Origin of the sequence: Afipia sp. GAS231, assembly GCF_900103365.1 — a bacterium.
Lineage (GTDB): Bacteria > Pseudomonadota > Alphaproteobacteria > Rhizobiales > Xanthobacteraceae > Bradyrhizobium.
This window is the reverse complement of record NZ_LT629703.1, coordinates 3113043-3128331: the sequence shown is the minus strand read 5'-3', so window position 1 is coordinate 3128331 and position 15289 is coordinate 3113043. Positions and strand designations below refer to the sequence as shown.

The window sequence follows — 15289 nt, the reverse complement described above, 5'->3', positions numbered from 1 at the left end:
CTGTATTTTAAGGGGCTTTCTTCACGCCTGGCTGATTCCATAGCAACCAAAAACGCGCTACGCACGCAAGTATGTCGACTGCATCCATTTTACCCGCGGCCGCCCGCGGCAAGCGCGTTCCCTCGCTCCGGCGGCTGGGGGCAAGGCTGGCCTCGCGCGCCAGCGATCCCAAGGCCAGTCTTTGGCTGGTGATCGGCTTTGCCACGATCCATGCCGTGCTGTGGACCCTGATTCTGGTCAACCTGAAGACCGGCCAGGACGTCCACATGGACGTCGCGGAGGCCTACGCCTGGGGCCAGAAGTTCCTGCTGGGCTATGGCAAGCACCCGCCGCTGTCGGGCTGGGTCGCCGGCGTCTGGTTCATGATCTTTCCGGTCAAGGACTGGGCGACCTACGCGCTGGCGATGACGACGCTCGCGTGCGGGCTCGTGATCTGCTGGCTGCTGGCGCTGCGCGTGGTCGATCGCCGCCGCGCCTTCCTGGTCGTGGTGATGCTCGCGCTCTATCCGATCTTCAATTTCAAGGGCTTCAAATACAATCCGGATATTCTGCAACTCGTCACGCTGCCGCTGTTGATGCTGGCCTATCTCGATGCGTTCGAAAAACGCAGCGTGAATTCCGGCATCTGGCTCGGCTTGGCCGGCGCGCTGGCGCTGATGACGAAATACTGGGTGCTGACCATGATCGGCGCCATCGGCCTTGCCGCGCTGATTCACCCTGCAAGGCTGCAGTTCCTGCGTTCGCCGGCGCCGTGGGTCGCGATCGCCACGCTGGTGGTGGCGATGATCCCGCATTTCCTGTGGCTGAAGCAGGTGAATTTTATCGCGCTGACCTATGCCGGCGACAGCTATCATCAGTCCGATCGTGCGCAGCTGATCGATCTCGCGGTCGGGTATCTCGGTCATAATCTTGGGCTGGTGGCGGTGCCGGCGCTTCTGGCGGCGCTCGCGCTGGCGTGGCCGCCGCGGCGCTGGAGGCTGTTCTCATTCTGGTCGCGTGGCCCCAACGCGAGCGTGAATATGCCGCAGGCCCGCAACGTGTGGATCGTGCAGCTGATCGTCGCGCTCGGGCCGCCGATCGGCGCGGTGATGTTCGAAACCTACATCAAGACCGACTGGGGCATTCCATTGTTCTTCCTGGTGCCGCTGGCGCTGGTCGCGATACCCGCGGTGCGGGTGCGGCAGATCGCGCTGTCGAGCCTCACGGCGACCTGGCTGGTGATTTCGCTCGCGGTGCTCGCGGCCTCGCCGAAGATCGTCGCCTATGAACTGGATCAGAAGCGCAATGAAGGCGCGACCTATCGCGCGCGTTCCGAACTGGCGCGCGAACTGACCGAGGTGTGGCAGACCCGGTTTCATTCGCGCTGGCCGGTGGTCGCGGCCTATACCGATACCGGCGAGCCCATCACCTTTTACAGCCCCGATCATCCGGCGCCGCTGACGCCGGACGAGCCGTGGTCGTCGGGTCTGACTTCGCTCGAGGAAGCCAAGCACTCCGGCTTCATCGGCGTTTGCGAAACCGGCGACTGGAAGCTGGAAAAGTGTGAGGCCTGGATGAAGCTCCATGCCGCCAATGGCGAACGCATGGTGGTCACTACCCGTCGGTTTACGCTCGGCATCGCCGGGGCGGCGACGGCGTGGAATATCTTCGTCGTGCCGCCGGCCAAGTAGCGGTCATCGCAAATTTCAATTCGGGGGTAACGGATGGATCTCGACCTGACAGGCATGACGGCGCTGGTCACCGGCTCGACGCGGGGCATTGGCCTGGCTTCCGCCATCGGTCTTGCGCAAATGGGCGCTGACGTCATCGTCAACGGCCGCGAGAAGGCAGCGGTCACCGAGGCGATGGCGAAAGTGCTGAAAGCCGCACCATCAGCCAAAGTGCATGCGGCAGCGTTCGATCTCGGCAACGCCAACGGCTGCGACGCGCTGCTGGCGCAATTCCCCGAGGTCGACATCCTCGTCAACAATCTCGGCATCTACGAGCCGAAGGGGTTCTTCGATATCGAAGATTCCGACTGGTCGCGGATGTTCGAGATCAATGTCATGAGCGGAGTCCGCCTGACGCGGCATTACCTGAAGCGCATGCTGGACCACAAGCAATGGGGCCGCGTCGTGTTCGTCTCCAGCGAGTCCGGCGTCTACATCCCGAAGGAGATGGTGCATTACGGCTTCTCCAAGTCGGCCCAGCTCGTGATCGCGCGCGGCGCGGCGGAAACGACCAAGGGCACCAACGTCACCGTCAATTCGGTGATGCCCGGCCCGACCTGGGTCGAAATGGCGCCGGTGCGCCTGGCCGCGCGCGCAGAAGCCGCGGGCACCACCGTCGACGACCTCACCTCGCGCATGTTCACCGAACGCCGGCCGGCCTCGCTGCTGCAGCGCTACGCCACGCCGGAAGAGGTCGCCAATCTGATCTGCTACATCTGCTCGAAAGCCTCCAGCGCCACCAATGGCGCGGCACTCCGCGTCGACGGCGGCATCGTCACCAATCCGTTTTGAAAATGTCAGACCTCATCCTGAGGAGCATCGCGAGGCGATGCGTCTCGAAGGATGAATCGCACCAGCGGGGCTTCATGGTTCGAGACGGCGCTTCGCGCCTCCTCACCATGAGGATCTAACCGCTCCGCCTCACGTGCCTTCGTTGAACTTGTCAGTTGTAGGGTGGGTTAGCCGAAGGCGTAACCCACCATTGCACGCGCAAGAAAGTTGGTGGGTTACGGCTTCGCCTAACCCACCCTACGGACGTCCGCCGAAGCGCCTACGTGCCTTCTTCGTTGAACTTGTCGGCGATCAGCGCGGTGAGCGCATCGATCGCGGCCTGGGCGTCAGGGCCGATGGCGGCGACCGTCACCGTGGTGCCGGGTCCTGCCGCCAGCATCATCAATCCCATGATCGAGGTGCCGCCGACGGTTTCGTTGCCGCGCGTCACGAACACCTCGGCATTGAAGCGTTCGACCATCTGGACGAATTTGGCCGAAGCACGGGCGTGCAGGCCGCGCTTGTTGATGATGAGAAGTTCGCGCGAAACGGCGCCGTCAGGCACGCTCAGCCCGATATCCTTTTCGGGCTCGGCCTCTTCGCTCATTTGCCGGCGAGCACGCGGCTGGCGATGGTGACGTATTTGCGGCCGGCTTCCTGGGCCATGGCGATGGCGTCGGGAAGCGAACGCTCTTCGCGCACCTTGGCGAGCTTGACCAGCATCGGAAGATTGATGCCTGCGAGCACTTCCACCTTCGGGCGGCTCATGCAGGAGATCGCGAGGTTGGAGGGCGTGCCGCCGAACATGTCGGTGAGGATAGCTACCCCATCACCACTGTCGACGCGGTTCACCGCCTCGATGATGTCACTTCGACACAAATCGGAGTCGTCCTCGGCTCCAATCGTGATGGCTTCAATTTGTTTCTGCGGACCCATTACGTGTTCGAGCGCCGCCCTGAACTCGTCGGCAAGGCGCCCATGGGTCACAAGCACTAGACCAATCATCGGAAACTCCTCGCGGGTGCTTTTTGGTGCACCGCACGAACGCGCCACTTTGACCATCCAGAGGCCCCGCGCAAGAGGGCATCTTGGCTATTCTCCCGGATTTGGCGGAAGCGATGGGAGACTGCGCCGGTCTTATTCGGTCGCGATAGTGGGGCTTATATGGTTACCAAACCCCTTCACACAATCGGCCGAATGGTTACCAGAAGATGAACTCTCAGTTGTCGTTAGCGCGGCGACAACCAGCGGAAGGGGTAGATAGCCCGTTGGGACGGGGATTCGCGGTATCAAAACACCATTAAGGCGGGTTGAGAGCGCTTCGGCTGGCGGCAGCCGCTCGGCGTCCGCCGCGGCCAGATCGACCACGAGGCCAACGACGGCCTCGCCGGCGAACTCACAATGCCGGATTCCGAGCCCCCTGATCTCGATCAGACCGGCCAGTTCCGGTGCCGGGCGAACCCACAATTGTCCGGCGACTGTGTCGAGATGGACACGGTCGTCGCCGACCAAAACGGCCTTCGGGAGCTGTCCGGCACGCCCGGCCAGAATCAGGTCGAACGCCAGCCGCGACTTGCCGGCGCCCGAGGGGCCCCGGATCAGCACGGCCTGACGACCTATCAGCACCGCGGAGGCGTGGACGCTGGGAGCGGACGTCATGGCGCAGCCGATGTCATGGCGCCGGCAGCCGGACCACGAAGCGCGCGCCGGCGACGGTCGGCTGCCCCTCGTCATCGGCCGGGCCAGGGCGGTTCTCGGCCCAGATCCGTCCGCCATGGGCGTCGATGATCTGCTTGGAGATCGATAGCCCGAGGCCGGAATTCTGACCAAAGCCCTGATGCGGCCGATCGGTGTAGAAGCGCTCGAAGATGCGCTCCAGCGCATCCTCGCCGATACCAGGCCCGTCGTCCTCGACCGTGATTTCGATTTCCGACCGCACGCGGCGACAAACGATCCGCACCTTGCCGCCGGCGGTGGAGAAGGATTGCGCGTTGGACAGCAGGTTGGAGATCACCTGTCCGAGCCGCGAATCGTGGCCGGGCACCGAGAAAGCGTCGGTCGGGCCGCGGCCTTCGAAGCGGACCTCGACGCCGACGTCGTGTCCAAGCCTGGTTTCGTTGGCGACCGTCGTCAGCGTCGTCAGCAGCCGGCGCAGATCGACCGGCGCCATGTCCTGGCGCTGCAGTTCGGCATCGAGCCGGCTGGCGTCTGAAATGTCCGAGATCAGGCGGTCGAGCCGTTTGACGTCGTGCTCGATCACCTCGAGCAGCCGCGCCCGGCTGGTTTCGTTGCGCGCCAGAGGCAGCGTCTCGACCGCCGACCGCAGCGAGGTCAGCGGGTTCTTCAGTTCATGGGCGACATCGGCGGCGAACATCTCGATCGCCTCGATCCGGCTATAGAGCGCGTTGGTCATGTCGCGCAGCGCGCCGGAGAGATGGCCGATCTCGTCGCGGCGGCGGGTGAAGTCGGGAATCTCGACGCGGGTCTGGATGCGGCGGCGGACGCGCTCGGCGCCGTCGGCGAGGCGCCGCACCGGGCCTGCGATCGTGCTCGCCAGCAGCAGGGACAGCATGATCATGACGGCGGAGGCGACGCCGCCGACTTTCAGGATCGCGAGCCGTTCGGCGGTCACCATCTGGTCGATGTCGTCGCCCTGCGTCGACAGCATCAGGGCGCCATGGACGGCGCGGAACCGTTGTACCGGCACCGCGACCGAGACGATCACCTCGCCGCGGTCGTTGACGCGCACCATGCTGGTCTTGATGCCGTCGAGCGCCTGCACGACTTCGTGGTAGCCCTTGCCGTTCTCGGGTCCGAGTTCGCGGTATAGCGGCAGGTCGCCGCGGTTGAGCCAGGTACGGACCGCGATCGTGGCACGCTCGACGAAACTCGGTTTCTCCAGCGTCGGCGGCGGCAATTCGAAGCGCAACACGTCGCCGCGGCCGTAGAGATTGCGGCTGTCGAGAATCATGCCGCCGTCGCCGCCATAGATGCGGGCGCGGGTCTTGGTCGGTGAAATCAGCCGGCGCAACACCGGAGCGACCCGCTCCGGATTGATCGGGAAATCGAGCCCGGAATATTCGTCCGGCACGCCGTAGCTTTCGCCGGGCTTGAGGTCGAGCAGCCGGTCGGGGTCGATGGTGATGGTATTGGTTTCGACGGTGGCGGATGCGGCGATGGCGCCGGCGATGATTTCAGCCTGCACCAGGAGGCTCTGCGCGCGGGCGTCGATCAGGCCGGCGCGGAACTGCGAGAGATAGAGAATGCTCGCCACCAGCGCGACCAGGCCCGCGAGGTTCAGCGAGACGATGCGGCGGGTGAGGCTCGAGAACGACAGCGCGAAGAAGAACTGCCCGGCCCGCCGCAACCAGCTCAGCGGCCGCCGCCAGCCCTTGTCAGCCAGGTTGTCTTCGGCAGCAAGATCCTGGGCAACAAGATCCTGATCGCGGCGCTCCGAAGCATCCCCGTTGTTCAGGCCCTGATCAGGCTGCGTTCGATCTAGCAATGGCCAAAACTGCCGGTTGTCTCGAATTACGTCCCGCAATGCGCGCCGCTCGCGTGTCCTGCCCGGGCATTTTATCCGAGCCCTGCTGCGGCGTCAGTTAACAAACCCCGTCATAAAGCTCTTATGTCGGGGCATGATCTTTTCGGAAAACCGGTTCCCACTTTTCCGGATCATGCCCGTTTCAGGCTTCCTTGAAGCGGTAGCCGACGCCGTACAGCGTCTCGATCATCTCGAAATCGTCGTCGACCACCTTGAACTTCTTGCGCAGCCGCTTGATGTGGCTGTCGATGGTGCGGTCATCGACATAGACCTGATCGTCATAGGCGGCGTCCATCAGCGCGTTGCGGCTTTTCACCACACCCGGGCGTGTCGCCAGCGCCTGCAGGATCAGAAATTCCGTCACCGTCAGCGTCACCGGCTCGTTCTTCCAGGTGCAGGTGTGACGCTCCGGATCCATCCGCAGCAGGCCGCGGTCCAGCGCCCTGGCATCCGGCTCCTTCGGCACGGCGGTCGGATCCTTGGGCTGGCCGCGGCGAAGCACAGCCTTGACGCGTTCGACCAGGAGGCGCTGCGAGAACGGCTTGCGGATGAAATCGTCGGCGCCCATCTTGAGGCCGAACAATTCGTCGATCTCTTCGTCCTTGGAGGTCAGGAAGATCACCGGCAGATCGGACTTCTGCCGCAGCCGCCGCAGCGTCTCCATGCCGTCCATGCGCGGCATCTTGATGTCGAGGATCGCCAGATCCGGCGGCGAGGTGCGGAAGCCGTCGAGCGCCGATGCACCATCCGTATAGGTCATGATGCGATAGCCTTCGGCTTCGAGCGCAATCGAGACGGAAGTGAGAATGTTGCGGTCGTCATCGACCAGGGCGATTGTGGGCATGAGCCTGCTTTCGAATGAGACAGTGGCTAAACGGCGGGCAATCCAGCTATGCGCCGCATAAATGGCCTTCGTATACGGTCAACGAGCAATGCAAGCTGGGCTGAAGTGTGACCGAGTTCCGCAAAAACGTCCCCACGGGCGATGCGTTGCCCCCCATATAGCACCCCTGCTGGCTGGGAAAACCCCTTTTTTGCAATAAGATGGCTGGATCAAAACGATGCACCCGACCGCAGAATTCAATGCTTCCAGGCTCGCCCGCCAGCTATTGCGGCGTAGCCGCCAGGGGGCGCTGGCGACCCTGATGGCCGGGAGCGGCGATCCCTATTGTTCGCTGGTCAATGTCGCCAGCCATGCCGATGGCTCGCCGATCCTGCTGATTTCGCGGCTGGCGCTGCATACGAAGAATATCCTCGCCGATAACAGGGTGTCCCTGATGCTGGACGAGCGTGCCGCGGGCGATCCGCTGGAGGGCGCGCGGATCATGCTGGCGGGCCGGGCCGAGGAGGCCACGGACGGAGCGGCTGGAACTCTGCGCCGGCGCTACCTCAACGCCCATCCGTCCGCGGAAGCCTTTGTCGATTTCAAGGATTTCTCGTTCTTCCGGCTCGTGCCGTCCGGCGCCCACCTGGTGGCTGGATTTGGCCGCATCATCGACCTCACGCCGGCGCAGTTTCTGACCGATATCGGCGATGCCGGCGAGTTGCTGGAGGCCGAGCAGGGCGCCGTCGAGCACATGAACGAGGATCACCGCGAGGCGATGAACCTCTATGCGACAAAACTGCTCGGCGCCGAGAGCGCGGACTGGACCTGCATCGGCTGCGATCCCGATGGCATCGACATGCAGGCCGGCCAAACGGTGCTGCGGCTGGATTTCCCGGAACGGGTCACGGGCGGTGCCGCCTTGCGCAAGATGCTGGTGCGGCTTGCGGGCGAGGCGCGGGCGAAGGGCTGATTGCGGTTCACCGGACCGGATTGAACGGGCGCGGCCGTTTGCGCGACTTAATCCAGGACCACGCGTCAGTTTGACCCAGCGAAGTCCGGATCATGAAACCTTGCAACCGATTGGTGTTTTCGCTGTGTCTCGCGCTGCTGTCGGGTACCTGCCCTGGCGCGCCGTCTTGGGCACAGACGGGTGGGGCTGCCGCGCTCAGCGCCAAGATCAACGAACTCAGCCGCGCCGGAAAATATACCGAGGCCGCAGCCCTGGCGCAGGGACAGGTGGAAAGCCTCGAGAAAAAATTTGGTCCTGACAATCGCGACGTCGGGGCGGCGCTGAATAATCTGGCGCAGGTCTACGGCAGTCAGGGCAGGGATGGCGAGGCGGAGCCGCTGTTCAAGCGATCGATCGCGATCCTGGAGAAGACGGCCGGACTTGATTCGCCCGAGATCGCATCCGCCTTGAACAATCTGGCGGCGCTGTATCAACGGCAGGATCGGCTTGCTGACGCCGAACCGCTGTTCAAACGTGCGCTGGCGATCCGCGAAAAATCGCCGGGCAGCGGCCAAACCGACCTCGGCCAGTCCCTCAACAACATGGCGACGCTGTACGAAAAGCTCGGCCGCCACGGCGACTCCGAACCGTTGTTCAAGCGCGCGCTGGCGATCTACGAAAAGGCGGCGGGTCCGGAACATCCGGCGGTCGCGACGCTCTTGAACAATCTCGGCCAGGTCGACAAGGTCCAGGGGCGCACTACCGAGGCCGAGCCGCTCATCAAGCGGTCGCTGGCGATCCGCGAAAAAGTGCTGGGGCGCGATCATCCCGATGTCGCCCGCTCGCTGAACAACATGGCCGATCTCTATGAGCGGCAGGGCCGTTATGCCGACGCCTTGCCGCTCTACCAGCGGGCAGCGGCGATCCGCGAAACGGCGCTGGGCGCCAATCATCCCGATGCGGCGATATCGCTGAACAACCTCGCTTCGCTCTATCAAACGCAGGGCCGCACCGCGGATGCCTTGCCGCTGACGGAAAAAACGCTGGCCAGCGGCCGCGCGCAGTTGCGCGTCGCGTTGCCGGTGCTGCTTGCCGCGCAACAGCAGCAGATCATGCCGGCCGAACGGGCGCTCGACGATGCCCTCAACGCGGTTCAAGCTGGCACCCGGTCTTCCGCAGCATCCGCCGTCAACAAGCTGGCGGTGCGGCTCGCCGCAGGCTCCGACCGGCTCGCGCAACTGGTGCGTCGCGATCAGGATCTCGCCAATGAGGCCGAGACGCTGGACAAGGCGATTGTCGCGGCCGTCTCGAAGGACCGCACCAAACGCGACGCGGCTTCCGAGCAGAGAAGTCGCGACCGGCTTGCGGTCATTGCCACCGAGCGCGCCGGCTTGCAGAAAACTTTCGCCGTTGAATTTCCCGATTATGCGTCGCTGTCGAATCCGTTGCCGCTGAAGGCCAGGGAGATGCAGGCGCTGCTGTCCGATCAGGAAGCGCTGGTGCTGTTCGCGGTCGCGGACAAGGAAAGCTACGTGTTTGCGATGACACGCGATCGGGTCGACTGGCGACAGATTCCATCAGGCGCGGAAGCCCTGTCGCAGAAGGTCGCGGCATTCCGCCGCGGCCTCGATGTTGGCAAGGCGAGCGATGCGTCCGGCAAGTCGGGACTGTTCGATCTGGCGCTCGCCAACGAATTGTACGGAACGCTGCTGGCGCCGGTCGAGGCGCTGGTAAAGGACAAGCCGTCGCTGCTGGTCGTGCCTTCAGGGGCGTTGACGGCGCTGCCGTTCCATCTCTTGGTGACCGAGAAGCCGGCGGCCGCGATCCCCGATACGTTCGACGGCTACCGCGAGGCGGCGTGGCTGCTGAAACGGCAGGCGGTGTCGGTGTTGCCGTCGGCAGCGAGCCTGAAAACGTTGCGCGTGTTTGCGCGCAAGGAAGAGAGCACCAAGCCGATGACGGGCTTTGGCGATCCGCTGTTCAATCCCGGTGTAAAGCCCACTGACGGCCAGCGCTCCACCAAGCCAGCGGCACGGAGTTTGGCGACCGGCGCCTATACCGACTTCTGGCAGGGCGCCGGCGTCGATCGCGCGCGGCTCGCCGCTGCCCTGCCGCAACTGCCGGATACGGCCGACGAACTCAACGCCGTTGCCAAAGACCTCGGCGTTGCCGCGTCCGATATTCATCTCGGCGAGGACGCCAGCGAAACCACGGTGAAGCGCGCAGCGCTCGCCGATTACGGCATCGTCTATTTCGCCACCCACGGGCTGGTCGCGGGCGATGTAAAGGGCGTTGCCGAACCGTCGCTGGTGCTCAGCATTCCCAAAGTGCCGTCGGAATTCGACGACGGCCTGCTCACCGCAAGTGAAGTCGCGCAATTGAAACTCAATGCCGACTGGGTGGTGCTGTCCGCCTGCAACACGATTGCCGGCGACAAACCCGGAGCCGAGGCGTTGTCGGGCCTGGCGCGCGCATTCTTCTATGCCGGCGCGCGGGCGCTGCTGGTTTCGCATTGGGCGGTCAATTCGGAAGCCGCGACCCGGCTTTCGATATCGACCTTCGATCGCCTCAAGGCCGACCCGAAACTCGGACGCGCCGAGGCGTTGCGGCAGGCGATGCTGGCCTATCTCAACGACACCTCCTCGCCGCGGAATGCCTATCCGGCGTTCTGGGCGCCCTTCGCGCTGATCGGCGAGGGGGCTGCAAGGTAGTTGTGCATTGCAGCAAATCACCCGTAAAAGCCGCATTGCGGCGGATGGTCGCGCAATCACGAAGGCAAACGAAAGAAATGCGCTGCAGCAAGTTGATCCAGGTCAACAGCCGCTGTCGGAATAAACCAAAACCTGCGGGATCGGCTTGGCAAGGCGAGCGTTGCCAAGTAATAGGTCGCCGGACCAAGGCCGGAAGGCTATATTCAGAGGTCACCGCGGCAGAGCGCGTTTGGCGGCATTCGCGCGATCGAGATACGCGGGTTCGAGGAGGTTCTTCGTGCAAGAGACGGGTCTACGCAACGGCGCCTTCGGTGCCGATAAGTTCGGCTTAAAAAATCTCAAGACGGTGCATTGGAACCTCGGTGCGCCGCAGCTCTATCAGTTCTCGCTGTCGGCGGGCGAGGCGGTTCTTTCCGCGGACGGCGCGCTTTGCGCCGACACCGGTGACTTCACCGGTCGCAGCCCGAAGGACAAGTTCACGGTTCGCGACGCGACCACCGAAAAGATGTGGTGGGCTGGCAACCAGTCGATCACGCCGGAACAGTTCTCGGCGCTCTATGCCGACTTCCTCAAGCATGCCGAAGGCATGACGCTGTTCGCGCAGGATCTCTACGGCGGCGCCGATCCGACTTTCCAGATCAAGACCCGGGTCTTCACCGAGCTGGCCTGGCACTCGCTGTTCATCCGCACGCTGCTGATCCGGCCCGAAGCCTCGGTGCTGAAGGATTTCGTGCCTGAACTCACCATCATCGATCTGCCGAGCTTCCGCGCCGATCCGAAACGTCACGGCGTGCGTTCGGAAAACGTTGTCGCGATCGATTTCGCCCGCAAGATCGTCCTGATCGGCGGGTCTTATTATGCCGGCGAGATGAAGAAGTCGGTGTTCACCACGCTGAACTACTATCTGCCTGCCAAGGGTGTGATGCCGATGCATTGCTCGGCCAATGTCGGCCCGAACGGCGACAGCGCGATCTTCTTCGGCCTCTCCGGCACCGGCAAGACCACGCTCTCGGCCGATCCGAAGCGGACGCTGATCGGCGACGACGAACATGGCTGGGGGTCGGACGGCATCTTCAACTTCGAAGGCGGCTGCTATGCCAAGTGCATCAAGCTGTCGCAGGAAGCCGAGCCCGAGATCTTCGCGGCGAGCAAGCGCTTCGGCGCCGTGCTCGAGAACGTGGTGCTCGACGAGAACACGCGGGTGCCTGACTTCGACGACGGCTCGAAGACCGAAAACACCCGCTCGGCCTATCCGCTTGAATTCATCCCGAACGCTTCGCGCACCGGCCGCGCCGGCCAACCGAAGAACGTCGTGATGCTGGCGGCCGATGCCTTCGGCGTGCTGCCGCCGATCGCAAAATTGTCGCCGGCGCAGGCGATGTATCACTTCCTGTCCGGTTACACCGCCAAGGTCGCGGGCACCGAGCGCGGCCTCGGCAACGAGCCGCAGCCGGAATTCTCGACCTGCTTCGGTTCGCCGTTCCTGCCGCTCGACCCCTCCGTCTACGGCAACATGCTGCGCGAGCTGATCGCCAAGCACAATGTCGACTGCTGGCTGGTCAACACCGGCTGGACCGGCGGCAAGTACGGCACCGGCAGCCGGATGCCGATCAAGGTGACGCGCGCGCTGCTGACCGCGGCGCTCGATGGTTCGCTCCGCAACGTCGAATTCCGCACCGACAAGTATTTCGGTTTCGCGGTGCCGACCGCGCTGCCGGGCGTCCCGAGCGAGATCCTCGATCCCGTCAACACCTGGAAGGACAAGGCCGAGTTCGACAAGACCGCGCGTGCGCTGGTCGGCATGTTCCAGAAGAACTTTGCCAAGTTCGAAGCCCAGGTCGACGCCGAGGTCCGCGCCGCGGCGCCGGACCTGAAGCTCGCGGCCGAGTAACAATGGCTGTCATTCCGGGGCGCGCGTAGCGCGAACCCGGAATCTCGACGTTACGATCTCTAGATTCCGGATCGGTCCGAAGACGGACCGTCCGGAATGACCCAAGCGGGCGGCTCGGTGAGCCGCCCTTTTTGTTTCAGAGTGTTTCCAGTGCCGTCCCGGCAACATCCCGGCAAGGCGCTCAATCTCTCGTTAACCGCGCTCACCCGCAAGTAGCCCATCGCGGATTGCAGGTGAGGGAAACGTCGTCATGGGCGACATTATGAGCATTCTCCGGAGCCGCTACTCGGCGGCGTCGCAGAGTACGCCGTCGAACACGCCCTATACCAATGTCGATCCCACGCTCTATCAAGGCACCTGGAACGGTACCTATTCGAACAACCAGAAATTCGAGATCTCCGTCACGCAGGTCAATGGATTTCGCGCGCAGGTGAAATACCAGAGCGGTTCAACCATTCAGTACCAGAGCGTCCTGATCAAGGACAGTTCGTTCCGGTTCGGCGACACCAAGTTCACGCTGACGGCGCAGGGGACGGCGGACGTCAGGAACGTGATCACCGATCCCGCGTCCGGCAATACCAGCGTTATCGAGGGCAGTGCGACGCTGGCCAGCTAAGGCTCTTTGTTTTCGCGTTTTCTTTACGCGAACCGGTGTCCACCCACGGATCAAGTCCGAGGGCATGCTTCGCTTGAAAACGCTATTGTCAGGTGTTGTCCGGAAAGACGGCGTTGCTCGGCGTCGGCCGGTCGGTGATTTGCAATCCGAACAGGCTGCCGATCAACTCGACGGCAACGCGCGCGGTGCGGCCGCGTTCGTCGAGAAACGGATTGAGCTCGACGATATCGACCGATCGCACCAGACCTGAATCGTGCAGCAGCTCCATGATGAGATGCGCCTCGCGGTAGGTGGCGCCGCCCGGCACCGTGGTGCCGACGCCGGGGGCGACCGCGGGATCGAGAAAGTCGACGTCGAAGCTGACATGCAGCACGCCGTTTTGCGCCCGCACCCGTTCGATCACCTTGCGGATCAGCACACCGACGCCGAACTCGTCGATCGCGCGCATGTCGGCGATGGCGACCCGGCGCTCGGATACCAGTTTCTTTTCCAGGGGGTCGATCGAGCGGACGCCGAACAGCTCGATCCGGTCGGCGCCAACCGAAGCGCGCGGCCCGCCGCCGAGCAAGCCGTCGAGGCCGGGCTCGCCGGCGAGGAAGGCCGCCGACATGCCGTGCATGTTGCCGGTGATCGTCGTTTCCGGGGTGTTGTAATCGGCGTGGGCATCGAGCCACAGCACGAACAGCGGCCGGTCCTGTTGTTGCCAGTGGCGCGCGACGCCGTTCACCGATCCCATCGAGAGCGAGTGATCGCCGCCGAGGAAGATCGGGACCGCGCCGGAGCGCGCCAGCTCGAAGCTGCGGTCGCTGAGCGCGCGGATCCAGGCCTTGATCTCATCGTAATATCTGGCATTGGCCGGCGCCGTTTCTTCCACCGGCGCGATGCCGGGCGCGGTCATGTCGCCGTGGTCTTCGACAGAAAATCCCAGCTGGTCGAGGATGCGGCCGATCCCCGCGGTCCGCAGCGCCGCCGGCCCCATCAGCGTGCCGGCCTGCGAGGCGCCGATCTCGATGGGGATGCCGAGCAGGGCGATCCGCGGTTTGCTTGCGTGGGATTCGGACATGGGGTCTGATCTCGATGAAATCGTAGGGTGGGCAAAGCGAAGCGTGCCCACCATTCAAAGCACGATTTGGATAGATGGTGGGCACGGCGCATAGCGCGCCTTTGCCCACCCTACGAAGTGCCGAACAGGCTCGCCAGTTCCATCACGCCTTGAAATAGGCGATCTGCGTCGTCGTTGCGAGCAGTCGCCCCGACGGCGACCACAATTCGCCGTTCTGGTCGCCATAGCTCTTGTGAAAGATTTTGGCATCGGCGACCGCCAGTACCCGCGTGATGTCTTCCGCCGTGAGGTCGCCGGCATCGACGTGAAAATAGGTCGTCATCGACACCGTGCCGAACGGTACCAGTTCGCGCCTGGCATGAAAGATGCGGCCGAAAAACGCGTCCGACATCGACATCAGCGACAGTGCGTCGATCTTGCGCGGCGCGCGATCGCCGATCCACAGTTTGGAATACGAATTCGGCGGCGCCGAAGCGTCCGTTACGCCCCAACCCGGCTCGCCCTCGACAAAGCGGAAATCATACTGCTTGACCCAGGGGGCTGCGATCTTGGCGTAGGGCAACGTCTGCTCATACGGCCTGGTGTCCGGAAACGGCGCCTGCGCGTGCGACCATGACGGCCGGCGCTCGGCGAACACGGCGGTTGCCAGCGTCGCAACCTCGCCGCCCTTCTGCGTCATTTCCACGCACCAATGTTGCGACGAGCGGTTGGCCTTGACCAGGCGAACGTCGAGGTCGAAGGCGCCTTCCGCGACCGGCGCGCAGAAATTGACGGTCAGTGACAGCGGATCGCCGGCGCGCTGCGGATGATCGATCAGCGCGCGCAGGATGGTCCCCGCCGTGCAGCCGCCGAACGGCCCGACAAAGGCCCAGTAATCCGGACTGGTCTTGCCCTGCCAGCAACTGTCGCCGGCGGTGACCTGTGTGGCGTCGTCGAAAAGGTGCGGGGTTTTGGTCAGCATGGGGCCTTCTGTTCCGTCATTGTCTGCAACAAACGCAAAGCGTTTGTGCATGAGAGCGCAGCGAAGCAATCCAGCGGCGACAAAGCAAGTCTGGATTGCTTCGTCGCTGCGCTCCTCGCAATGACGTTGGAGGTAATATTTTTCTCGTCATGGCCGGGTTTATCCCGGCCATCCACGTCTTCCTTGCGGCCTAAAAGTTAAGACGTGGATGCCCGGCACAAGGCCGGGCATGACGACGGGACGGAGAA

Annotated in this window: 13 protein-coding genes; 6 read left to right on the top strand and 7 right to left on the bottom strand. The window is 63.7% G+C overall.

Features of this window, described 5'->3' with window-relative positions; genetic code table 11:
* Nucleotides 1-71: 71 nt before the first annotated feature.
* Nucleotides 72-1670, top strand: coding sequence for a glycosyltransferase family 39 protein (locus tag BLS26_RS14825; RefSeq protein WP_092512245.1), 1599 nt, complete (start codon nt 72-74; stop codon nt 1668-1670).
* 33 nt (nt 1671-1703) lie between these two features.
* Nucleotides 1704-2501, top strand: coding sequence for an SDR family NAD(P)-dependent oxidoreductase (locus BLS26_RS14820; protein WP_092512243.1), 798 nt, complete (start codon nt 1704-1706; stop codon nt 2499-2501).
* A gap of 259 nt (nt 2502-2760) precedes the next feature.
* Here BLS26_RS14820 and BLS26_RS14815 read toward each other — a convergent pair whose 3' ends face one another.
* The 5 genes from BLS26_RS14815 to BLS26_RS14795 all read right to left on the bottom strand — a co-directional run bounded on the left by BLS26_RS14815 (nt 2761) and on the right by BLS26_RS14795 (nt 6868).
* Nucleotides 2761-3087 (bottom strand): HPr family phosphocarrier protein, encoded by a 327-nt coding sequence (locus BLS26_RS14815; RefSeq protein ID WP_092512241.1) that lies wholly within the window; start codon nt 3085-3087, stop codon nt 2761-2763.
* Nucleotides 3084-3485 (bottom strand): PTS sugar transporter subunit IIA, encoded by a 402-nt coding sequence (locus BLS26_RS14810; protein WP_021076632.1) that lies wholly within the window; start codon nt 3483-3485, stop codon nt 3084-3086. Before BLS26_RS14810 ends, BLS26_RS14815 begins: the two co-directional genes overlap by 4 nt.
* Nucleotides 3486-3617: 132 nt before the next feature.
* Nucleotides 3618-4139: an HPr kinase/phosphorylase gene (locus tag BLS26_RS14805; protein WP_092512239.1), complete on the bottom strand. Its 522-nt coding sequence runs from the start codon at nt 4137-4139 to the stop codon at nt 3618-3620.
* 13 nt (nt 4140-4152) lie between these two features.
* Complete coding sequence (locus BLS26_RS14800) at nt 4153-5985, bottom strand: sensor histidine kinase (protein ID WP_092512237.1); 1833 nt, start codon at nt 5983-5985, stop codon at nt 4153-4155.
* Between the two features lie 181 nt (nt 5986-6166).
* Complete coding sequence (locus tag BLS26_RS14795; RefSeq protein WP_027541437.1) at nt 6167-6868, bottom strand: response regulator transcription factor; 702 nt, start codon at nt 6866-6868, stop codon at nt 6167-6169.
* Between the two features lie 217 nt (nt 6869-7085).
* Here BLS26_RS14795 and BLS26_RS14790 point away from each other — a divergent pair, with 217 nt between their 5' ends.
* From BLS26_RS14790 to BLS26_RS14775, 4 genes are all read left to right on the top strand, one after another.
* A complete protein-coding gene (locus BLS26_RS14790; protein WP_092512235.1) occupies nt 7086-7820 on the top strand; it encodes a HugZ family protein in 735 nt (244 codons plus the stop codon).
* Nucleotides 7821-7912: 92 nt separating this feature from the next.
* Nucleotides 7913-10510 (top strand): tetratricopeptide repeat protein, encoded by a 2598-nt coding sequence (locus BLS26_RS14785; RefSeq protein WP_092512233.1) that lies wholly within the window; start codon nt 7913-7915, stop codon nt 10508-10510.
* 277 nt (nt 10511-10787) lie between these two features.
* Complete coding sequence (locus BLS26_RS14780; protein WP_092512231.1) at nt 10788-12401, top strand: phosphoenolpyruvate carboxykinase; 1614 nt, start codon at nt 10788-10790, stop codon at nt 12399-12401.
* A 250-nt stretch (nt 12402-12651) separates the two neighbouring features.
* Entirely contained in the window at nt 12652-13017 is a 366-nt protein-coding gene (locus BLS26_RS14775) for a hypothetical protein (RefSeq protein ID WP_092512229.1), read from the top strand.
* An 88-nt stretch (nt 13018-13105) separates the two neighbouring features.
* Here the strand turns inward: BLS26_RS14775 and rocF are convergent, their stop codons facing one another.
* Both rocF and BLS26_RS14765 read right to left on the bottom strand, forming a co-directional pair.
* The gene (gene rocF, locus BLS26_RS14770) at nt 13106-14080 is read right to left on the bottom strand and encodes an arginase (RefSeq protein ID WP_092512227.1); all 975 of its coding nucleotides are present in this window, start codon (nt 14078-14080) and stop codon (nt 13106-13108) included.
* A 142-nt stretch (nt 14081-14222) separates the two neighbouring features.
* Nucleotides 14223-15041 carry an acyl-CoA thioesterase II gene (locus BLS26_RS14765; protein ID WP_092512225.1) on the bottom strand — a complete coding sequence of 273 codons (819 nt, stop codon included), beginning with the start codon at nt 15039-15041 and terminating at the stop codon, nt 14223-14225.
* Nucleotides 15042-15289 lie beyond the last annotated feature (248 nt).